This window comes from Mesorhizobium sp. B1-1-8, from assembly GCF_006442795.2.
Taxonomy (GTDB): domain Bacteria; phylum Pseudomonadota; class Alphaproteobacteria; order Rhizobiales; family Rhizobiaceae; genus Mesorhizobium.
Genome location: NZ_CP083956.1, coordinates 4,976,115 through 4,996,884 on the forward strand (window position 1 = coordinate 4,976,115; position 20,770 = coordinate 4,996,884).

At 63.6% G+C, this 20,770-nt stretch carries 17 protein-coding genes; 9 read left to right on the top strand and 8 right to left on the bottom strand.

The window, feature by feature from the left end:
- Positions 1-100: 100 nt before the first annotated feature.
- The 6 genes from FJ974_RS24505 to FJ974_RS24530 form a co-directional block, all read right to left on the bottom strand.
- The gene (locus FJ974_RS24505) at positions 101-1,708 is read right to left on the bottom strand and encodes an FGGY-family carbohydrate kinase (protein ID WP_140538588.1); all 1,608 of its coding nucleotides are present in this window, start codon (positions 1,706-1,708) and stop codon (positions 101-103) included.
- 147 nt (positions 1,709-1,855) lie between these two features.
- Positions 1,856-2,584 carry an SDR family oxidoreductase gene (locus tag FJ974_RS24510; RefSeq protein WP_140538589.1) on the bottom strand — a complete coding sequence of 243 codons (729 nt, stop codon included), beginning with the start codon at positions 2,582-2,584 and terminating at the stop codon, positions 1,856-1,858.
- Positions 2,585-2,609: 25 nt separating this feature from the next.
- Positions 2,610-3,869 (bottom strand): sugar ABC transporter permease, encoded by a 1,260-nt coding sequence (locus tag FJ974_RS24515; RefSeq protein WP_140538590.1) that lies wholly within the window; start codon positions 3,867-3,869, stop codon positions 2,610-2,612.
- The gene (locus FJ974_RS24520; protein ID WP_140538591.1) at positions 3,866-4,687 is read right to left on the bottom strand and encodes an ATP-binding cassette domain-containing protein; all 822 of its coding nucleotides are present in this window, start codon (positions 4,685-4,687) and stop codon (positions 3,866-3,868) included. The genes FJ974_RS24515 and FJ974_RS24520 overlap by 4 nt, the downstream gene beginning before the upstream one ends.
- Before the next feature lie 82 nt (positions 4,688-4,769).
- On the bottom strand, positions 4,770-5,834 hold the full coding sequence (locus FJ974_RS24525; RefSeq protein ID WP_140538592.1) for a sugar ABC transporter substrate-binding protein: 1,065 nt from the start codon (positions 5,832-5,834) through the stop codon (positions 4,770-4,772).
- Positions 5,835-6,004: 170 nt separating this feature from the next.
- A complete protein-coding gene (locus tag FJ974_RS24530) occupies positions 6,005-6,889 on the bottom strand; it encodes an AraC family transcriptional regulator (RefSeq protein ID WP_140538632.1) in 885 nt (294 codons plus the stop codon).
- Positions 6,890-7,191: 302 nt separating this feature from the next.
- Between FJ974_RS24530 and FJ974_RS24535 the strand changes: the two genes are divergently transcribed.
- Genes FJ974_RS24535 through FJ974_RS24545 form a run of 3 tightly spaced genes read left to right on the top strand, consistent with a single transcriptional unit; the run spans position 7,192 to position 9,197 of the window.
- A complete protein-coding gene (locus FJ974_RS24535) occupies positions 7,192-7,479 on the top strand; it encodes a DUF1778 domain-containing protein (RefSeq protein ID WP_140538593.1) in 288 nt (95 codons plus the stop codon).
- Entirely contained in the window at positions 7,476-7,991 is a 516-nt protein-coding gene (locus FJ974_RS24540) for a GNAT family N-acetyltransferase (protein ID WP_140538594.1), read from the top strand. Before FJ974_RS24535 ends, FJ974_RS24540 begins: the two co-directional genes overlap by 4 nt.
- 45 nt (positions 7,992-8,036) lie before the next feature.
- Entirely contained in the window at positions 8,037-9,197 is a 1,161-nt protein-coding gene (locus FJ974_RS24545; protein ID WP_413468322.1) for a glycoside hydrolase family 25 protein, read from the top strand.
- A 3-nt stretch (positions 9,198-9,200) separates the two neighbouring features.
- On the opposite strand, the gene FJ974_RS24550 is transcribed toward FJ974_RS24545, so the two are convergent.
- Entirely contained in the window at positions 9,201-10,142 is a 942-nt protein-coding gene (locus FJ974_RS24550; protein WP_319023061.1) for an AraC family transcriptional regulator, read from the bottom strand.
- A 147-nt stretch (positions 10,143-10,289) separates the two neighbouring features.
- Between FJ974_RS24550 and FJ974_RS24555 the strand changes: the two genes are divergently transcribed.
- From FJ974_RS24555 to FJ974_RS24580, 6 genes are all read left to right on the top strand, one after another.
- Positions 10,290-11,756 (top strand): alpha-glucosidase/alpha-galactosidase, encoded by a 1,467-nt coding sequence (locus FJ974_RS24555; protein ID WP_140538596.1) that lies wholly within the window; start codon positions 10,290-10,292, stop codon positions 11,754-11,756.
- A 104-nt stretch (positions 11,757-11,860) separates the two neighbouring features.
- On the top strand, positions 11,861-13,939 hold the full coding sequence (locus tag FJ974_RS24560; RefSeq protein WP_140538597.1) for an ABC transporter substrate-binding protein: 2,079 nt from the start codon (positions 11,861-11,863) through the stop codon (positions 13,937-13,939).
- A 112-nt stretch (positions 13,940-14,051) separates the two neighbouring features.
- On the top strand, positions 14,052-15,059 hold the full coding sequence (locus FJ974_RS24565) for an ABC transporter permease (protein WP_140538598.1): 1,008 nt from the start codon (positions 14,052-14,054) through the stop codon (positions 15,057-15,059).
- Positions 15,060-16,199 (top strand): ABC transporter permease, encoded by a 1,140-nt coding sequence (locus FJ974_RS24570; RefSeq protein ID WP_140538599.1) that lies wholly within the window; start codon positions 15,060-15,062, stop codon positions 16,197-16,199.
- 9 nt (positions 16,200-16,208) lie between these two features.
- The gene (locus FJ974_RS24575) at positions 16,209-17,879 is read left to right on the top strand and encodes an ABC transporter ATP-binding protein (RefSeq protein WP_140538600.1); all 1,671 of its coding nucleotides are present in this window, start codon (positions 16,209-16,211) and stop codon (positions 17,877-17,879) included.
- A gap of 20 nt (positions 17,880-17,899) precedes the next feature.
- Entirely contained in the window at positions 17,900-19,270 is a 1,371-nt protein-coding gene (locus tag FJ974_RS24580) for an alpha-glucosidase/alpha-galactosidase (RefSeq protein WP_140538601.1), read from the top strand.
- Here FJ974_RS24580 and purD read toward each other — a convergent pair whose 3' ends face one another.
- A complete protein-coding gene (gene purD / locus FJ974_RS24585) occupies positions 19,271-20,551 on the bottom strand; it encodes a phosphoribosylamine--glycine ligase (RefSeq protein WP_140538602.1) in 1,281 nt (426 codons plus the stop codon). It abuts the gene before it with no gap.
- Between the last annotated feature and the right edge of the window lie 219 nt (positions 20,552-20,770).

Below are 20,770 nucleotides of genomic sequence, written 5' to 3' on the forward strand. Positions count from 1 at the left end.
GCGGAGCGGGAGCGAAGCGGACGCATAGGCCCGAGGATGCATGTCATAATCTCGCGCAAAGGGTGCGGCGCTGATGCGGCATCAGCCGGGACGCGTACGCTCAGCGAATGCCACGGGCAGCGGCTTGCAGCGCGATGAACGCTTCGTAGCGTCGGTCGTGCCACGTCCGCACCGAGCCGGCGGCCGGCCAAAAGACGTCGCCCAGCCGTGACATGGCTGGCATGGCGGTCGACAGGTCAGGATAACGGCCTGCTGCGACCGCGCCCAGCATCGCGGCGCCCAGCAACACCGGCTCGGGCGACCGGGAGGCGGCGACTGCCATGCCGGTGGCGTCGGCGAGGAGTTGGCGAACCAGCGGCGACTGGCCGGCACCGCCGCTGATGACGATCGTGTCGATGCCATAGCCCGACGATGCCATCGCCGCGACGATCTGGCGAACTCCATAGCCGAGGCCACAAATCCCGGCGATATAGAGACCAACGAGGCTGTCGACGGAGCGATCGGTGCCGATCCCTGCGATCAGGCCACGGGCATCTGGGTCGGCGAGAGGCGAACGGTTGCCGAGAAACTCGGGGACCACGTGGATGGCTCCAGCGAGCGCAGCCGCCGCCGAGAGGTTTTCCGAGCTTGCGGCAGCAGTCGCAGCCAGCCAGTCGACCAGGGTTTTGCCTTCGGCCGCCGCCCGCTCGGTTGCTTCGGCCGCGGCAGGGTGAAAACGCACCAGATGATCTATGGCGGCGCCTGCCGCTGACTGGCCGCCCTCGTTCAGCCAAAGCCCAGGCACCATCGCCGAATAATAGGGACCCCAAACCCCCGGCACGAAAGCCGGCGCATCGCTGCTTGCCATTGTGCACGCCGAGGTGCCGAGCACATAGGCCATTCGCGACTGGATGCTGCCGATGTCTCCAGCGGCCCCGACGGTCGCCACGCCGCCGGCATGGGCGTCGATCAGCCCGGCGCCAACGATCGTGCCGGCAGCAAGCCCCAGTTCGCCTGCGGCTGCTGCGGTCAGCCCCGAGCCGACCGCCGTTCCCGGCTCAACGACTTCGGTACCGATGCGGACAAAGTTCTCGTCGGCGAGTTCGCCCAGCCCGATGGCTTGAAAATAGCTCTCGTCCCAGCGGTGCTCATGGCTGAGATAGGTCCATTTGCAAGTCATCGTGCATACCGAGCGCGCCAGACTGCCGGTGGCGCGCCAGGTCAGGTAGTCGGTGAGGTCGAAGAATTGCCCCGCCCGGGCAAATGTTTCAGGCAGGTTCTCCTTCAGCCACAACAGTTTCGGCGTTTCCATCTCCGGCGAGATGACGCCGCCGACATAATCCAGCACCCGATGCCGGCCGGCATTGATGCGCTGGGCCTGATCGAGCGCCCGATGATCCATCCAGACGATGATGTTGCGTTGGCTGTCGCCCGACCGGCCGACTGGCAGTGGCGCGCCATCGTCTCCAACCACCACCAGCGAACAGGTCGCGTCGAAACCGATGCCGCCGATTTCCCGCGGATCGACGCCCGACTTCCCGACCGCCTCACGCACGCTCGAGCAGACCGCCTGCCAGATGTCCCGGCTCGACTGTTCGGCGATCTCGCCAGGCTCGACGAAGAGAGCAATGTCGCACTTGGCCGAAGCCAGGAGCTCGCCGCGCTCGTCAAAAACGCCGGCGCGCGCGCTGCCGGTGCCGACATCGATGCCGAGGAAGTGGGAAGGCATGGGGACCTCGGAGTGAATGGTGGATGGTGAGTGGTGAGTGGTGAGTAGTGAGTAGTGAGTAGTGAGTAGTGAGTAGTGAGTGGTGAGTAGTGAGTAGTGAGTAGTGAGCAGATTACCTTCTATTCACTATTCACTATTCACTATTGACTACAAATCATTGCTCTGCGGCAGGATCACAAGATCCCGAATGGTGACGTTGCGCGGACGTGTGAGCATGAACAGCACGGCTTCCGCCACTTCGGCGGGCTGCATCAACCCTCCTGCCGCGAGTTCTTCGTCGAGCTTCTCCTGCGGCCAATCGCTGATCAGGGCCGTCACGACGGGCCCTGGAGCAACGGCTCCGACGCGTAGGCCGTGCTTGGCGACCTGGCGGCGGACGGTATGGACGAAGGCCTGCACGGCATGTTTGGAGGCGGTGTAGATCGGCTCCCAGACGACGGGAACCAGCCCGGCGATCGAACTGGTGACGATGATGTCGCCGGACTTGCGCTCGACCATGTGCGGCAGGACGGCATGCACGGAGCGGAACACCGCGTTGATGTTGAGATTCAGCATGCGGTCCCAGGCGTCCGGATCGCCGTCGAGGACATCGCCGCCGACATAGGCGCCGGCATTGGCATGGAAGATGTCGAGCTGGCCGGCCGTTTCCAGAATCCGGGGCATCATGCCGGCGACATCGGACGGTTTCATCAGGTCGATCACCAGGGGGATCGACCGCGGTCCGAGCTCCGCGCAAACATCCCTCAGCGCTTGCCCGGCACGGTCGACGAGCACGACGCGGGCGCCGGCGGCAAGCATCGCCCTTGCGCATTCCAGGCCAATGCCCGACGCGGCGCCGGTGATTGCCGCGACTTTTCCACTCAGATCCTGAGCCATTTCTACCCTCTTCCTAGTGATCGGTTCAGGCTCGGCCGTGGGAAACCCGCGAGCGCCGCGCCAGGGAATCGACGATGACCGCGATCGCCAGAACGGCGCCGGTGATCATGTAGCGAAGCGACGACGACAGATCGAGCAAGGTCAGCCCGCTGGCGATCGACTGGATGACGATGATGCCGAGCAGCGCCGAATAGGCGCTGCCGCGACCGCCGAACAGGCTGGTGCCGCCGATGACGGCCGCCGCGATGGCGTTGAGGTTGACATCGCCGGTGCCGGCCTGCTGGCTGGCAGAGGCAAGCCGCGCCGCCGAGAGCACGCCGCCGAGTGCGGCGAAACTCGAACACAGCACGAAGGCACTGAGATAGATCAACCGCACCTTGATGCCGGCGCGGCGCGCCGCTTCCCGGTTGCCGCCGACGGCGGTCATCGAGCGGCCCCATTTGGTGCGCGTCAGTGCGTAGTTCATCGCCACCACGAGGCCGACGAACAGGCCGAACATCCAGGGAATGCCCCGCGCCTGGTTGAGATAGGCGACGATCAGCTCCAGCCCGACCGTGATGGCGGCGACACGCAGGATGAGCCCGCCGACCGAGGGCGGCGACAGGTTGACGGCGCGGCGGCGGCTGACGGTGCGCAAGCCTGTGACCAAAAGCACGACGCCGGGAACCGCGGCCAGCGCATAGGAGAGCCAGTCCGGCATGACCATGAGCTGGCCGAAATTCACCAGATTCGAGCCGTAAGGCAGATTGATCGAGCCGGTGGAGCCGAGGATGTAGAGCTGCATGCCGAGCACGGCGAGCAGGCCGGCGAGCGTCGAAACGAAGCTCGGCATGCCGAGCCGGTTGAACAGAAGCGCATAGAGCGAGCCGATAAGTCCGCCGAAGACGATGGCCGTGAGGATGGCGAGCGCCACCGGCCAGCCCTGGTTGACCCACAGCGTGCCGACAAGTGCCGAGGCAAAACCGCTGATCGAGCCGACGGACAGGTCGATCTCGCCGACCATCAGGACGCAGACGATGCCGAGCGCGATCACGCCCACGGTCGAGCAGTCGAACAGAAGGTTGACCAGGTTGCTTGACGAGACGAAGACCGGATTGAGGCTGGTGAAGACGGTCCAAATAATGACCAGTCCGACGACCACAGGCAGCGAGCCGAGATCGCCCGAGCGCACGCGGTCGAGGAAGGCGATGATCCTGCCGCCCACCCCTGTCGCATGCTTGACGCGTGTGTCGCCGCGGTCCAGCGCCGTCGAAGCCGACGTGTCGTGCTTGATCTCCGCAGTCATGGCCGCTGCTCCTGCGCTTGTCCGCGTTCGGCACGGCGCCGCTCGGCGCGGCGCGAGACCGCGTTGTTGGAGGCGCCGGTGATGGCGCTGACCAGTTCCTGGTTCGAGGCGTCGGGCTCGAAAATACCGTTGTTGCGGCCGAGCCGCAGCACGACGATACGGTCGGCGACGGCCCGCACATCCTCCATGTTGTGGCTGATCATCAGCACGCCGAGGCCGCGCTCGCGCACGCGGTCGATTAGGTTGAGCACTTCCGCCGTCTGGGCAACGCCAAGGGCGGCGGTCGGTTCGTCGAGCAGGATGACCTTGGGGTCGAGCAGCAGCGAGCGGGCGATCGCCACGGTCTGGCGCTGGCCGCCGGACAGCGATGCCACCGCCTCGCGGACGCTCGGAATGCGCGCCGATAATTCATTGAGCAGCGTCCAGGCGCGTATCTCCATGGCCACCTCGTCGAGGCGCAGCGGGCTAAGCTCGTTGCCGAGGAAGATGTTGGCGACGACATCGAGATTCTCGCACAGCGCCAGGTCCTGGAAGACGGTGGCGATGCCGAGCGTCAGTGCGGCGCTGGGATCCGGCATGGTGACGGTCCTGCCGCGAAAGGTGATGGTTCCCGAGCTTGGCTGATGGACACCTGCGAGGATCTTGACCAGCGTCGACTTGCCGGCGCCATTGTCGCCGACCAGCGCCACGACCTCGCCCGCATGGACGTCCAGATCGATGTCGGTGAGGGCCGAGACAGCCCCGAAATGCTTCGAGATGCCGCGCAGGCTGAGCACCAGTTCGCCCGGCGAAACCGGATTGTCGGGAATGTCGGTCATTGTCGGCAACCTTCCATTTGCCCGGCCGGCCGGGAAGCATCCGGCCGCCTTGCGACGGCCGGGCGCCATTATACGCCTTCGCTCACTTGATGATGCCGAGCTTCTTGCAGCCTTCGGCATAACGGTCGACGCAGAGTTCCTCGGCCGTGTTGATCTTCTTGTCGATGATCTCGGCCTTGAGGTTCTCCTGCGTCACCACTGCCGGCGTGAACAGCTGCGAGGGCGTGTCGTAGAGCGTCATCTCGGCCTTCGGCGTCTCGCCGGAGAGCAGCTTGACAGCGACGTTGGCGGCGGCCGCGGCGACGATCTCGCTCGGCTTCGAGATGGTGTTGTACTGGTCTCCGGCGATGATCAGCTGCAGTGCGGCGATCGTTGCGTCATTGCCGGTGACCGGCGGCACCGGATCGACGCCGGCCGCTTTGAACGCGGCGATCGCGCCGCCGCCGGTGCCGTCATTGGCGGCAACGACACCGAGGATCTGGCCACTGAAGCGAGTGATCTGGCCGCTTGCCCATTGCTGCGCCTTCGGCGGCGCCCATTCCGGCGTGTCGAACTCGGCCAGGATCTTGTAGCCGCTGTTGTCGAGCCCTTCGTGAATGCCCTTCTTGATCAGGCCGGCGGCGGCGTCGGTCGGCGAGCCATTGATCTGCAGCACGCCGCCCTTGGCGGGATCGACCTTCAGCGCCTTCAAATGCTCGACAAGGGAGTCGGCGATGGCCTTGCCGATGCCTTCGTTGTTGAAGGAGACGTAGAAATCGGCGGGTGTGCTCGGAACCGGCCGATCGTAGGCTATCACCTTGATGCCCTGACTTTGTGCCAGCTTGACCAGCGAAGCGGCGGCGGTGGAGTCCACCGGATCGAGCACGATCGCCTTGGCGCCCTGCGAGATGACGGAGTTGAACTGCTGCTGCTGGCGCGCGGCATCGGCGTCGGCGTTCTGGTAGAGCACCTTGCAGCCGGGGCACAGCTTCTTCATTTCGGCGACGAAGCCCGGATAATCGTGCTGCTCGTAGCGGGTCGACGCCTGATCGGGCATCAGGAAGGCGACGGTGGCGTCAGTAACCGCCCCGGCAAAGGCTGCGGTGCTGCCGAGGAGAGAGAGTGCGAACGCAATCGCGCCAGCCGATTTCGATGCAAATCTGGTCATTTCATTTCCTCCGTTTCAATATAGTTTTATAGTTCTTCATGCAGCCCCAAGCGTTCAGCTCGCCGCACGGATTCCGGATTTCAGAACAAGCGATATCCATCACGGGGCGTTGTTGACACACCCCGCGTCCTTTCTGCCTGCAATTGTTGACTCCTCCCGGTTCCTCCCTGTTAGGCGGCAATCTCCGCGCTTGCATTTTCGCTCAGCAATGCCCTGAAGCGGGACGGCGGCATGCCCTTCTGCTCAAGGAACTGGCGGTTGAAATTGGAGATGTTGTTGTAGCCCGCGGCGTAGCAGATCTCGGTGATCGACAGCCCGGCCTCGCTCATCAGCAACTGGCATGCAAGGTTGATGCGCAACCGCTTTACGTATTGCACCAGCGCCATGCCCGTATGGCGGCGGAAGCTGCGCGAGAACCCGCCGGTGCTCTGGCCGGCGATTGCCGCGAGGTCGCTTTCGCTGAACGGCTCGGTCAAATGGCAACTTATGTAGGCCAGCACCTTGTTGATGCCTTCGGACATGAACCCCGACGGGTCCGGCAGGTAACCCGAACTGGCAAGCTCCACCACATCGGCGGCATGGCTCAGGATGTCGACGAGGCGAAGGAACAGTTCCACCCGGCGAATGCCTTGAGCGCCGACAAGCTCTTCCAGGAGGGGCGCGGCGAGCTCCGCCGTTGCAGCGGGGAACAGCGCGCCGCGGCGGCTGCGTTCCAGCACGTCCGCGCATGCAGCCAATTCGGGGAAGGCCTTTGTTGCATCGGAGAAGAATTCCTCCGAGAACTGCACGACGCGACCGCGCAACGGCACCGCCGCCCCGGCCGGTACGTCGCTTACCCAGTTGTGGGGCAGGTTCGGACCGGTGAGCACCAGGTTGCCGGGCGCGAACTCGCCAATGAAATCACCGACGAAATAGTGACCGGTCGTCGCAACCACATGGTGGATTTCGTATTCCGGATGGAAATGCCAGCGCACCGTGTGGAAGGGATAGCCGTGCTCCCACGCCTTGAAGGATTGCGAGCGCCCTATCTGCACGACCTCCAGCTGTGGCTTCATCGAATAGTCCTCCGCGCCTCTGCACCAACTGTCCAGAATCTGCGCCTCCTCCCAAAGGTCGCTCTCGCCAACTGACATCGACGCTAAGCGCAGATTAGCCGGATCGCTACCACGGGCTGGTCGCAAGACCGATACTTTTTTGACATGTGAGCGCACCGAGGCGCGGGACGCCGCGAAGCACGCTGCCGCAAGAGCCGGCGCCGGATCCGTTCGAGGTGCCGTCGCTGTTTTGGCGCTGATCGCCAAGCAGTCACTTGCTATGTACGTCTTAATCCCGTACATATCATCCGGAGGTGATTGCAATGCCAAACCAACAGACCCGTACTGCTCGTCTCGAAGCCCGTATCTCGCCAGACATGTTGAGCATCGTGAAACGTGCCGCCGAAATCCAGGGCCGCAGCGTTAGCGACTTTGTGGTCTCGGCAGCTCAAGAAGCCGCCCAGCGTACCATCGAAGAGACCGCCATCATCCGCCTGTCCATTGAGGATCAGCAAGCCCTGATGGAGGCTATTCTCAACCCGCCCGAACCCAATGACGCGCTGCGCAAAGCCGCTGCTGCCTACAAACGCCTTATCTCTGAGTCTCGGTGAACCTCGAACTGATCATCGAGGGGTTGGCCGGATCGCACGATCGCACCGCATTTAGCTGCGGCGTCCCGGCGCTCGATCGTTATCTTCGCGAACAGGTAAGCCAAGATATCAAACGCCGGGTCAGCAATTGCTTTGTCGCTGCAAATCGCGATGGTGCAATCGCAGGATATTACACGCTCGCGGCATCGAGTGTGCCCATCCTGTCGTTGCCCGACGACCAAACCAAACGCCTGCCGCGCTGTCCAATCTTGCCCGCCATACTGATTGGCCGGCTCGCGGTTGACAGCAGATACCAGGGACAACGGATCGGATCGTCCCTGATCATAGATGCACTGCGACGAAGCGTGCAGGCCGCTCCTGCATCCTTTGCTCTGGTTGTCGACGCCAAGGACGAGCAGGCGGCAGCATTTTATCGCAAGCATGGTTTCACCCCACTTCGGAGCCGTCCGCTTTCACTCTTCCTGCCCATTGGGACGGCGCTGAAGCTCTTCGGCCTCGAAGCAATTCCTTAACCATGGCGGTTCAGGATCGTTCCCTGGTCAGTGGGGACACCCTGATTGAAAAAGCCGGCGCGCCTCCTTCGCCGCCTGGCGCTCGTCGCAACCGCGATGGTGCTGGGCACGGCGGCAAAAGCCTCTGATTTCAGCGAGCCCTGGCGGAGCCCCGACCGGGCGCTGGTGATCGACGCCTATGAATACAATTCCATCGACTGGGCACAGTTGGCCACCGACAAGCGCATCGTCGGCTTCATCAACAAGGCTTCCGACGGATTGCCGCCGCCCTATTTCTGCTTCGGCAGCGAGACCGACGTGAAACTCTGCAAGGCGCTGTGGAAGCGCTATGCGGTGACGCGCGAACTGTTCCAGACGCGCAAGGTGGTGGCCAAGGCGCTCGGCTTGAAATGGGGCGCCTATCACCTCGCCCGCCCCGGCAGTCCGGTCGAGCAGGCCAACAATTTCATCGACTTCGCCGAGCCGTCGCCGGACGATCTTGTCGCGCTCGACCTCGAAGGCAACGATCCCTCGCAATGGATGTCGCTGGAGGACGCGGAGGAATTCGTGCGCCAGGTGCATCGCCGCCTCGGCCGCTTCCCGGCGCTCTATACCAATGGCAGGACCGCCCAGTACATCGCCGACAATCGCTACACCTATCGGCTGCTGTCGCGGCTGCCGCTCTGGTATGCGCGCTACAAGCCTGACATCGACGTGCATTTCCCGATGGGCAACTGGCAGGGCTACGCGCTCTGGCAGTTTTCCGCAAAGGCGAATTGCGGCCGCTTCAGCTGCCCATACCGCGTGCCCGGCACGCCCAACGACATCGACGTCAGCGTGGCACCTATGAGCGCCGACGCACTACGCCAGCAATGGGCGCTCGGCGGGCTGATCGACGTGCCCGCCGATTATCTTGCCTCGATACCGGTGCCGGTTTCGCGTGACAAGGCGCTCGCCGGCAAGGTGACCATCACCTACGCCGACGTGGCGACGCCGCCGACCTTCGAGGAACTGGTCGCCGTGCTCGGCTCACATTGGAGCAAATTCCGTGACGGTTTTCGTATGCCGGTCGTGAAGACGGTGCCGCAGCGTCCGGGCTTCGGCATTGTCCAGTATGTCGCCTGGAAACGGGCCGGGCAGCGCACGCCGGCACAGCTCGATGCCGCCTTCGCGGCAGCCGACCCGGTCAGCACCGCCTCGACGACGCTCGACCGCCGCCGGCGCTGATTCTCAGCGATGGTTGCCCAGGCTGGCATACATGCCGGTGGTGCGGAACTGCGTCGGGGTGGTGCCGTAGCAGCGGCGAAACACCTTGGAGAAGTAGTTCGCGTCCTCGAAGCCGCACAGCACCGCGACCTCCTTGACCGGCAGGAAATCGGCTTTGGTCAGCAGCTTGGCTGCGCGCTGCAGCCGTTGCTGAAATACGAATTCGGCCGGCGGCAATCCTTCGCTCTCGGCGAAGCAGCGCGAGAAGTGGGCGCGGCTGAGGCCGCTGATTTCGACCAGCTCCGCCACCGGCAGCGGCTTGTCGAGATTGGCGTTGATGTGATCGATGACAGGCTGCATGGCGCTTTGTTTTTCAGCAAAGGCATGGGAGCCGAAGATATCGTCATAGAGCGCCATCGCCGCTTCATAGGCGATCGCGGAGGCCGCGCCTGGCGAAGCGGCGCCCTTGATCAGCCGCAGGCTGCAATCGGCAAGGTGATCGATGGTCGCCGGCTGCAGCCGGAACACGGGGCCGGAGACGCTCAAAATCGATTTATGAATGCGCAGCGCCTCCTCGCCGTTCATCGAGATCCAGAAATATTCCCAGCGGTCACCCTTGGCCAACCAGTAGCGATGGTTGTGCGGCACGAGCACCAGCAGCGTGTCGTTTGCCTGCAGGCGATAGTTGCGGCTCTCGTAGCGCAATTGCCCGTTGCCGCTGATCGTGTGCTGAAGCACGGTGAAGGGCGTCTGGCCGCGCTTTCGCCCGTCCCAGTCGTAGGTCTCGTCCTCGCGCACCTCGTAACCCGTGCTGGTCGGCATGGCGTGCAGGCGCTGGCGGCCGCGCGGCAGCGAGATCGTCCGCATCAGCTTTCCGTTCGCGATCAGGTCCCGCAGCACAAAATTACCCTCGAAAGCATAATCCTTCTCTGGCCCCGTCGGCGAATAAGCGCATAATCCGGCCATCAAGAACGGGAAAGACCCGCGGTCGAGGAGCGGGCGGGAGGAGAAAAGCCGGATTTCCGGCTCCAATGGCATGCATGCTGGTTAGCGTGCGGCCATGTCCTCCTTGCTGCTCCTTGCTTAGCATTCGATTGGATCGAGGTGAAGGTGATGAGTTTCAAAATCGCTATTATCGGCGCCGGCAGCGTCGGATTCACCAAGAAGCTGTTCACCGACATTCTGTGCGTGCCGGAGTTCAAGGACATCGAATTCGCGCTGACCGACATCAGCGAGCACAATCTCGGGATGATCAAGGCGATCCTCGACAGGATCGTGGAAGCAAATAATTTGCCGACCAAAGTGACGGCGACGACCGATCGCCGCAAGGCGCTGGAGGGCGCGCGCTACATCATCAGCTGCGTGCGCGTCGGCGGCCTCGAAGCCTATGCCGACGACATCCGCATTCCGCTGAAATATGGCATAGACCAATGCGTCGGCGACACGATCTGCGCCGGCGGCATCCTCTACGGCCAGCGCAACATTCCGGTGATCCTTGATTTCTGCAAGGACATCCGCGAAGTCGCCGATACCGGCGCCAAGTTCCTGAACTACGCCAACCCGATGGCGATGAACACCTGGGCGGCGATCGAATACGGCAAGGTCGATACGGTCGGGCTTTGCCATGGCGTCCAGCATGGCGCCGAGCAGATCGCCGAGGTGCTCGGCGCGAAGTCGCCAAAGGAACTCGACTATGTCTGTTCCGGCATCAACCACCAGACCTGGTTCATCGAATTGCGGCTGAACGGACGGCCGATCGGCAAGGACGAACTGATCGCCGCCTTCGGGGCGCATCCGGTCTATTCGAAACAGGAGAAGCTTCGCATCGACGTGCTGAAGCGTTTCGGGGTCTATTCGACCGAAAGCAACGGTCACCTGTCGGAATATCTGCCCTGGTACCGCAAGCGCCCCGACGAGATCACGCGCTGGATCGACATGTCGGACTGGATCCATGGCGAGACGGGCGGCTATCTGCGCTACTCGACCGAAACCCGCAACTGGTTCGAGACCGAATATCCGCAGTTCCTCGAAGCGGCGTCGAAGCCGATCGAGCCGGCCAAGCGCTCCAACGAGCATGCCAGCCACATCCTCGAGGCGCTGGAGACCAACCGCGTCTATCGCGGCCACTTCAACGTCAAGAACAATGGCGTGATCGCCAACCTGCCGCAGGACGCGATCATAGAATCGCCCGGCTTCGTCGACCGGTTCGGCATCAACATGGCCGCCGGCATCACCTTGCCGGAAGCTTGTGCCGCCACCTGCATGGCTTCGATCAACGTCCAGCGCATGTCAGTGCATGCCGCGATCGCCGGCGACATCGACCTCTTGAAGCTCGCGGTGCTGCACGACCCGCTGGTCGGCGCGGTTTCGACGCCCGAGGAGGTCTGGCAGATGGTGGACGAGATGGTCGTCGCGCAGGCTCAATGGCTGCCGCAATATGCGCATGCCGTTCCGGCGGCAAAGGAGCGGCTTTCGAAATCCAGGGTCAAGACGCGTGAATGGGCGGGCGCGGCCCGTCGCAGCGTGCGCTCGATCGAGGAATTGCGCGCCGAAAAGGCGGCGCTGAAACAGGCCGGCTGAGATCCTGGCAGGCAGGCGGACGCGCAGGAGGCACGTCCGCCAAAATCAGCCGTCCAGAATAAGAGGCGGGCAGCAGCAGGCGTCCAAACAACTGGGAGGAGACGATGAGGACCTTACGCAGAATTGGCTTTGCCGCCGGACTGGCGCTGAGCGTTGCCATTCCGGCATACGCCTTGGCTTCCGAACCGACAGTGCCGCCTGAACCGGCGACATTTCCGGCCGAGGGCAAGATCCACTATGTGGCGCGCGACTCCATTCTGGAGTTCAAGGCACTGCCTGAATATCACGAGCCCGACTGGGTGACGGAGAAATACGTCAAGACCGGCAAGCTGCCGCCGGTCAAGGACAGGCTGCCGAAGGAGCCGCTGGTCTTCAAGACCGCCAACATGCCCGACGGCATCGGCGTCTATGGCGACACGATGCGCCACGTCATCGGCGGCAGGCCGGAAGGCTGGAACTATGGCGCCGGCCAGACGCAAGGCTGGGGCGGCATCGATATCGGCCTGTCGGAATGCCTGACGCGCACGGCGCCGCTGTTCCAGGTCGAGGCCAAGGACACCGAGCCGTTGCCGAACCTCGCCAAGAGCTGGGACTGGTCGAGCGACGGCCACAAGCTCACCATGCATCTGATCGAAGGCGCCAAATGGTCCGACGGCGCGCCCTTCAACGCCGACGACGTCATGTTCTACTGGGATGACGAGGTCGTCGATCCCAACGTCTCGCCGCTGAACGGCGCCACGCCCGAAACCTTCGGCGTCGGCACGACGCTGAAGAAGGTCGACGACTACACCGTCGAGTGGACGTTCAAAGAGGCGTTCCCGCGGCAATATCTCTATGCGATGGCCTACGGCACCTTCTGCCCCGGCCCTTCGCATATTCTGAAGCCGCAGCATCCGAAATATTCGAAGAACACCTACGACCAGTTCAAGAACGCCTTCCCGCCGGACTATATGAATATGCCGGTGATGGGCGCATGGGTGCCGGTCGAATACCGGCCGGACGACATCATCGTCCTGCGGCGCAACCCCTACTATTGGAAGGTCGACGAAAAGGGCAACCAACTGCCCTATCTCAACGAGCTGCAATACAAGCTGTCGACCTGGGCCGACCGCGACGTCCAGGCGGTGGCAGGCTCCGGCGACTTCTCCAACCTTGAGCAGCCCGAGAATTTCGTCGCCTCGCTGAAGCGCGCCGCCGAGAAGAACGCGCCGGCCCGGCTTGCCTTCGGCCCGCGCCTCATCGGCTACAATCTGCGCATGAATTTCTCCGCCAATGGCTGGGGCAACCCGGACGAGCGCGGTCAGGCGGTGCGCGAATTGAACCGCAACGAGGACTTCCGCAAGGCGGTGACCATGGCGCTCGACCGCAAGGCGCTGGGCGACTCGCTGGTCAAGGGTCCGTTCACCGCCATCTATCCGGGCGGCTTCTCGTCGGGCACCAGCTTCTATGACCGCAAGTCGACGGTCTACTATCCGTTCGATCTCAAGGGCGCCAAGGCCGAGCTTGCCAAGGCCGGGCTCAAGGACACCGACGGCGACGGCATCGTGAACTTCCCGGCCGGCACTGCCGGGGGCAAGAATGTCGAGATCGTGATGCTGGTCAACAACGACTACACCACCGACAAGAGCCTTGCCGAAGGCGTTGTCGCGCAGATGGAAAAGCTCGGGCTGAGGGTCGTCCTCAACGGGGTCAACGGAACGCAGCGCGACGCCATCCAGTATTCCGGCCGTTTCGACTGGCTGATCCGGCGCAACGAGACCGAGCTGACCTCAGTGGTGCAAAACACCGAACAACTTGCTCCCGTCGGCCCGAAGACCAGCTGGAATCACCGCGCGCCGGAAAGCGGCGAGGTCGACCTGATGCCTTTCGAGAAGGACCTCGTCGACATCGTCAACAAGTTCGTGACGACGCAGGACGATGACCAGCGTGCCGACCTGATGCGAAAGTTCCAGAAGATATCGACCGAGCATGTCTACAATGTCGGGCTGACCGAGTATCCGGGCGCGCTTATCATCAACAAGCGCTTCTCCAACATCCCGCAAGGCACACCGATCTACATGTTCAACTGGGCCGAGGATTCGATCGTCCGCGAACGTGTCTTCGTCGCCGCCGACAAGCAGGCGAAGCACGAATTGTATCCGGAGGAGCTTCCCGGCAAACCGGGTGACAAGGGTCCGATGTAAGGTTTACCTCCCCTGACGAAAAGACGTCCGGCCGCGCCGCGGCGCGGCCGGACAAACAGAATCTCCGAACGCACCTCAGGGAGCGACCGGCCAGAAAGGAAGCTGACCGTCCATGCTGCGATTCCTGCTTATGCGCATAGCGTCGGCGCTTCCCGTCCTCGCCATTTTGAGCCTCGTCACCTTCGCCATCATCCAGGCGCCACCCGGCGACTATGCCGATTACATCCGCTCGCAGTTGATCAACCAGGGCGGCGCTTCCTACGCCGAGGCTGAAGCGCAGGCCCAGGCCTACCGGGTCGAGCATGGCCTCGATAAGCCGCTGCCCGTCCAGTACCTCAACTGGATCGGCGGCATCGTCACGCGCGGCGATTTCGGCTATAGCCTCTATTACAACAAGCCGGTGGCCGATGTGGTGGGCGAGCGCCTGCCGCGCACGTTGCTTTTAGCGCTGGTTTGCCATCTGCTCGCCTCGGTGCTCGGCATCACCTTCGGCATATGGGCGGCGACAAGACAGTATAGCTGGATCGACTCCACGCTTTCGGCCATCTCCTTCCTCGGCATGACGGTGCCGCGCTTTCTGATGGCGCTGATCATCGTCTATCTGCTGGTCTTCCAGTTCAACGTGTCTGAAATCGGCAGTTTCTTCTCGCCGCAATATGGCGGCGCGCCGTGGTCGTGGGCGAAGTTCGTCGACCTGGTCAAACATGTCTGGCCGGTGGTAGCGATCGCGACCTTCGGCGGGCTCGCCTACAACATGCGGGTCATGCGCGGCAATCTGCTCGATACGCTCAACGCGCAATATGTCGAGACGGCCAAGGCCAAGGGTTTGACCGGCGGCGCCGTCGTCATGCGCCACGCCGTGCCCAACGCGCTGCATCCGCTGGTGATGTATCAGGGCGTGGTGCTGCCCTACATGCTGACCGGCGAGATCGAGACGGCGATCATCTTCGCGCTGCCCACCGTCGGGCCGGCGATCGTCGGCTCGATGGCGGTCGGCGACGTCTATGTGACGGCAACTTTCATGATGGTGCTGTCGGCAACGCTGATCGTCGGCAACATCATCGCCGACATGCTGCTCGTCCTGCTCGACCCGCGCATCCGCCAGTTCGGGGAGCGCTAGATGCTGGCCCGCGATCCCTCACCCCCGCCGCTGCCGGCCGAAAGCGTCCCGGTGGCCGAAGCCGCGCATGGCAATGAGAGCTACATCGCGCTTGTCTGGCGCCGGCTGAAGCGTTCCTGGACCGGCATGGCCGGGCTTTGCCTGGTCGCGCTCTTGCTTGTCATGGCGGTGTTCGCCGAATTCCTGGCGCCGATGGACCCCAAGGCGACCGACGTCGCCTTCGCGCCACCGCAACTGCCCGCTTTCCACGACAAGGACGGCAATTTCGTCGCGCGGCCGCGGGTCTATGCGCTGGCCGATTCGGCCGATCTCGATCCGGTTACCTTCCAGCCGATCGTCGGCCCCGACTACGACCATCCAAGGCTGCTCGGATTCTTCGTCGAAGGCGCGCCCTACAAGCTTCTCGGCCTCATTCCGGCGAACCGGCATTTCTTCGCCTCGATGGACGGCCAGCCGGTGCACTTCCTCGGCACCGACAAATTCGGCCGCGACGTGCTGTCGCGTGCCATCTACGGCTCGCGCGTCTCGCTGATGATCGCGCTGACGGTGGTCTTCATCGTCACGGTGATCGGCACCAGCGTCGGCATGATCTCGGGCTATTTCGGCGGCCGGTTCGACGTCTGGGTGCAGCGCTTCGTCGAGCTTGTGCTCGCTTTCCCGCAATTGCCGCTTTATCTGGCGTTGACGACGCTGATCCCGGTCACCGCGCCGACCAATGTCTTCCTCGCCTTCGTCATCATCGTCATGTCGGCGCTGGGCTGGGCGCAGATGTCGCGCGAGGTGCGTGGCAAGACGCTGGCGCTGGCGCGGATCGACTATGTGCGCGCCGCCATGGCGGTCGGCGCCACCGACCGGCGCATCATCATGCAGCACATCTTCCCCAATGTGATGAGTCACGTGATCGTCGCGGTGACGCTGGCGATCCCGACGGTGGTGCTGCTTGAATCCTTCCTCGGCTTCCTCGGCTTCGCGGTGAAGCCGCCGCTGATCTCCTGGGGCCTGATGCTGCAGGACACCGCGACATATTCGGTCATCGGCACCTATCCCTGGATCCTGTCGCCGGTCGGCTTCGTGCTGATCACCGTCTTTGCCTTCAACGCGCTGGGCGATGGCCTGCGCGATGCCGTCGATCCCTATTGAGGTGGCCGGATGACGACAATTGCGCTCGCAAACTCCCTCGCGCCGGCCGTCCGGCTCGACTATGGCGGACGCCATGACCAACCCATCATCGACGCCCGCAACATCGAGGTTGCCTTCAAGGTCGAGCACGGCACCGTCGAGGCTGTCAAGGACGTCTCCTTCCAGATCTATCGCGGCGAGACGATCGCGATCGTCGGCGAGTCCGGCTCCGGCAAGTCGGTGACGGCGCGCACCGTTATGGGGCTGCTGTCCAGGCGGGCAACCGTCTCGCCGAGATCGAGCGTCGAATATCTCGGGCAGAACATCCTGAAATTCCCGGAGAGCGCGCGGCGCAAGCTGCGCGGCAACCGCATCTCGATGATCTTCCAGGAGCCGATGAGCTCGCTCAACCCGATCTACACGGTCGGCAGCCAGATCGTCGAAGCGATCCGGGTGCACCGCAAGATGGGCCGTAGGCAAGCCTGGGCGCGGGCGCTCGAGCTTTTGCAACATGTCCAGATCCCCGACCCCGCGGCGCGGCTTAAGCAGTATCCGCACCAGCTGTCCGGCGGGCAGCGGCAGCGGGTGATGATCGCCATGGCCTTGGCCAACGATCCCGACGTGCTGATTGCCGACGAACCTACTACGGCGTTGGACGTCACCGTGCAGGCGCAGATCCTCAACCTGATCCGCAACCTGCAGAAAGAGCTCAGAATGGCGGTGATCCTGATCACCCACGACCTCACCGTGGTGCGCCAATTCTCCGATTACGTCTATGTGATGCAGCATGGCGAAATGCGCGAGCACAACGTCACCGAGCGGCTGTTCGTCGATCCGCAGCACCCCTATACGCGGCGGCTGCTGGCCTCCGAGCCACACGGGCAACCGAAGCCGCTGCCCGAGGGCAGCGGCACCATCCTTGAGGCGAACGGCGTGCGCGTCTGCTTCATGCTGCGCCACGGCAGCTTCCTGAGGCCGGACTGGCGCGAGCTGGTCGCCGTCGACGATCTCGACCTGAAACTTTGCCGTCACGAGACGCTGGGGCTGGTCGGGGAATCCGGCTCGGGCAAGACCAGTTTCGGCCAGGCGCTGCTCAGATTGATCGACGCCAAGCGCGGCGAGATCCGCTTCGACGGTCAGCCGATCCAGAACTTCTCGCGCACCGAGATGCGGCCGCTGCGCTCGCGCATGCAGGTCGTCTTCCAGGATCCCTTCTCCTCGCTCAATCCGCGCATGACAATCGGGCAGATCATCGAGGAAGGGCTGATCGTCAACCGAATCGGGACGACGCGGCGCGAGCGGGTCGAGCGGGTGCGCGAGGCGCTGGTCAGCGCCGGCATGCCCGGCGAGATCCTGTCGCGCTTCCCGCACGAATTCTCCGGCGGTCAGCGGCAGCGCATCGCGATTGCCCGCGCAATCGCGCTGGAGCCCGAATTCATCCTGCTCGACGAGCCGACCTCCGCGCTCGACCTTTCGGTGCAAGCGCAGATCATCGACCTGTTGCGCAAGCTGCAGGACGAGCGCGGGCTGAGCTACCTCTTCATCTCCCACGACCTCAAGGTGGTGCGGGCGCTGTGCCACCGCGTCATAGTCATGCAGCACGGCAAGATCGTCGAGCAGGGACCCGTCGACGAGGTCCTCACCAATCCCAAGACCGCCTACACCGAACGGCTCGTTCGGGCCGCTTTCGACGTGGCGTGAACATATGCCGGAGGCTTACAGTGGCAAGACATCCCAGGATCACGTTCATCGGCGCCGGCTCGACGGTGTTCATGAAGAACATCGTCGGCGACGTGCTGCAGCGGCCGGCGCTGTCAGGCGCGACGATCGCGCTGATGGACATCAACCCGCAGCGGCTGGAAGAAAGCGCCATCGTCGTCAACAAACTGATCGCCACGCTCGGCGTCAAGGCGAAGGCCGAGACCTATTCCGACCAGCGCAAGGCGCTCGCAGGCGCCGACTTCGTCGTCGTCGCCTTCCAGATCGGCGGCTACGAGCCCTGCACCGTCACCGACTTCGAGGTGCCCAAGAAATACGGCCTGCGCCAGACGATCGCCGACACGCTCGGCGTCGGCGGCATCATGCGGGGCCTCAGAACCGTGCCGCATTTATGGAAGATCTGCGAGGACATGCTCGCCGTCTGCCCCGAGGCGATCATGCTGCAATACGTCAACCCGATGGCGATCAACACCTGGGCGATCGCGGAGAAATATCCCCAAATCAAGCAGGTCGGGCTCTGCCATTCGGTGCAAGGCACGGCAATGGAGCTGGCGCACGACCTCGACCTTCCCTATGAGGAGATCCGCTACCGCTCGGCCGGCATCAACCACATGGCGTTTTATCTCAAGTTCGAGCACCGCCAGCCGGACGGCTCCTACCGCGACCTCTATCCGGACCTCGTCCGCGCCTATCGCGAGGGCCGCGCGCCGAAGCCCGGCTGGAACCCGCGCTGCCCGAACAAGGTGCGCTACGAGATGCTGACCAGGCTCGGTTATTTCGTCACCGAGAGTTCGGAGCATTTCGCCGAATACACGCCCTATTTCATCAAGGACGGGCGCGGCGACCTGATCGAGAAATACGGCATTCCGCTCGACGAATACCCGAAACGCTGCATCGAGCAGATCGAGCACTGGAAGGACCAGGCGGAAGTCTATCGTTCGGCCGAGCGGATCGAGGTCGGAGAGTCGAAGGAATATGCCTCCTCGATCATGAATTCGGTGTGGACCGGCGAACCGTCGGTGATCTACGGCAATGTGCGCAACAATGGCTGCATCACCTCGCTGCCTTTCGACTGCGCCGCCGAAGTGCCCTGCCTCGTCGATGCCTCAGGTATCCAGCCGACCTATATCGGCGACCTGCCGCCGCAACTGACGGCGCTGATCCGCACCAACATCAACGTGCAGGAACTGACGGTGAGGGCGCTGATGAGCGAAAACCGCGAGCACATCTACCATGCGGCGATGATGGACCCGCACACCGCGGCCGAGCTCGACCTCGACCAGATCTGGTCGCTGGTCGACGATCTTCTCACAGCCCACGGCGACTGGCTGCCGGCCTGGGCGCGCAAGGGCGGCAGAAGCAAGGCCGCCTGATCAGGCGCCACTCTTCTCGCGCTCGACTGCGCGCCAGCCGATGTCGTGACGGTAGAAGCCCTGCGGCCAGTCGATTTGGTCGATCGCCGCGTAGGCCTTCTGTTGCGCCTCGCCGACGGTCTTGCCGAGCGCGGTGACGTTGAGCACGCGGCCGCCATTGGCGACCAGCGCGCCGCCATTGATGGCGGTGCCCGCATGGAATATCTCGGCGCCCTCGCTGGCCGCCTCGTCGAGGCCGCGGATGACCGAGCCCTTCTCCGGCGTGCCGGGATAGCCCCTCGCCGCCATCACCACCGTCAGTGCTGCTTCATCGCGCCAGCGGATCGACGTGTGGGCCAGTTGGCCGTCGATGGCGGCGTTGAGCAGGACCAGCAGATCGTCCTTCAGCCGCATCATCAGCACCTGGCATTCGGGGTCGCCGAAACGGACATTGTATTCGATCAGCTTTGGCCCGCTGTCGGTGATCATCAGCCCGGCAAAGAGGATGCCGGCGAACGGCGCGCCAAGCTCGGCCATGCCGCGCATGGTCGGCTCGATGATCTCGCGCATGGTGCGCTCGGTCATCTGAGGCGTCATCACCGGCGCCGGCGAATAGGCGCCCATGCCGCCGGTGTTCGGACCGACATCGCCGTCGCCGACGCGCTTGTGGTCCTGCGCGGTGCCGAAGGGCAGCGCCGTGACGCCGTCGCAGAGGCAGAAGAAGCTCGCTTCCTCGCCGGTCAGAAATTCCTCGACCACGACCTCGGCGCCTGCCGCCCCGAGCGAGCCGTCGAAACAGGCGTCGAGCGCGGCCATCGCCTCATCGAGTGTCATCGCCACCGTGACGCCCTTGCCGGCGGCGAGCCCGTCGGCCTTGATGACGATCGGCGCGCCCTTCTTCTCGACATAGGTTTTTGCCGAGGCGAGGTCGCCGAAGCGGCCAAAAGCCGCCGTCGGGATGTCGAATTTCGCGCAAAGATCCTTGGTGAAACCCTTCGAGCCTTCGAGCCGCGCTGCCGCCTTGGACGGGCCGAAGACGCGGATGCCCCAGACGCGCAGATCGTCGGCGATGCCGGCCACCAGCGGGCCTTCCGGACCGACCACGACGAGGTCGATCTTCTTCTCCTGGCAGAAGGCGGCGACGGCGGCATGATCGGAGACGTCCAGCCTGACCAGTTCAGCGATGCTGCCGATGCCCGGATTGCCCGGCGATGCGTAGAGCCTGGTCAGCAGCGGCGAGGCGGACATCTTCCAGGCAAGCGCATGTTCGCGGCCGCCCGAGCCGAGAAGAAGAACGTTCATGGCCACCTCTTGCTGCCGATCGTCTCTGCCCTGAACCCGCTATTGGTCCGGGCGCAACGGGTCAAGGCGTCTCGGCATCTTGACGACAGTTGCACACGGAAACAATCCCGTGCCGGCTTTCATAGAGATGCCAGGGCATGGCTCCGTCACGATGTTTTCACCGGCCGATCGGCTCCTATGCCGCTTGACGGCGCTTGGCGCTGCTGCCACTTCACCACG

What these genes read in the sequence shown, in the direction of transcription:
- FJ974_RS24505 (WP_140538588.1), bottom strand. Translation starts at nt 1,708, where the DNA reads ATGCCTTCCCACTTCCTCGGCATCGATGTCGGCACCGGCAGCGCGCGC.
- FJ974_RS24510 (WP_140538589.1), bottom strand. Translation starts at nt 2,584, where the DNA reads ATGGCTCAGGATCTGAGTGGAAAAGTCGCGGCAATCACCGGCGCCGCG.
- FJ974_RS24515 (WP_140538590.1), bottom strand. Translation starts at nt 3,869, where the DNA reads ATGACTGCGGAGATCAAGCACGACACGTCGGCTTCGACGGCGCTGGAC.
- FJ974_RS24520 (WP_140538591.1), bottom strand. Translation starts at nt 4,687, where the DNA reads ATGACCGACATTCCCGACAATCCGGTTTCGCCGGGCGAACTGGTGCTC.
- FJ974_RS24525 (WP_140538592.1), bottom strand. Translation starts at nt 5,834, where the DNA reads ATGACCAGATTTGCATCGAAATCGGCTGGCGCGATTGCGTTCGCACTC.
- FJ974_RS24530 (WP_140538632.1), bottom strand. Translation starts at nt 6,889, where the DNA reads ATGAAGCCACAGCTGGAGGTCGTGCAGATAGGGCGCTCGCAATCCTTC.
- FJ974_RS24535 (WP_140538593.1), top strand. Translation starts at nt 7,192, where the DNA reads ATGCCAAACCAACAGACCCGTACTGCTCGTCTCGAAGCCCGTATCTCG.
- FJ974_RS24550 (WP_319023061.1), bottom strand. Translation starts at nt 10,142, where the DNA reads ATGGCCGGATTATGCGCTTATTCGCCGACGGGGCCAGAGAAGGATTAT.
- FJ974_RS24555 (WP_140538596.1), top strand. Translation starts at nt 10,290, where the DNA reads ATGAGTTTCAAAATCGCTATTATCGGCGCCGGCAGCGTCGGATTCACC.
- FJ974_RS24560 (WP_140538597.1), top strand. Translation starts at nt 11,861, where the DNA reads ATGAGGACCTTACGCAGAATTGGCTTTGCCGCCGGACTGGCGCTGAGC.
- FJ974_RS24565 (WP_140538598.1), top strand. Translation starts at nt 14,052, where the DNA reads ATGCTGCGATTCCTGCTTATGCGCATAGCGTCGGCGCTTCCCGTCCTC.
- FJ974_RS24570 (WP_140538599.1), top strand. Translation starts at nt 15,060, where the DNA reads ATGCTGGCCCGCGATCCCTCACCCCCGCCGCTGCCGGCCGAAAGCGTC.
- FJ974_RS24575 (WP_140538600.1), top strand. Translation starts at nt 16,209, where the DNA reads ATGACGACAATTGCGCTCGCAAACTCCCTCGCGCCGGCCGTCCGGCTC.
- purD (WP_140538602.1), bottom strand. Translation starts at nt 20,551, where the DNA reads ATGAACGTTCTTCTTCTCGGCTCGGGCGGCCGCGAACATGCGCTTGCC.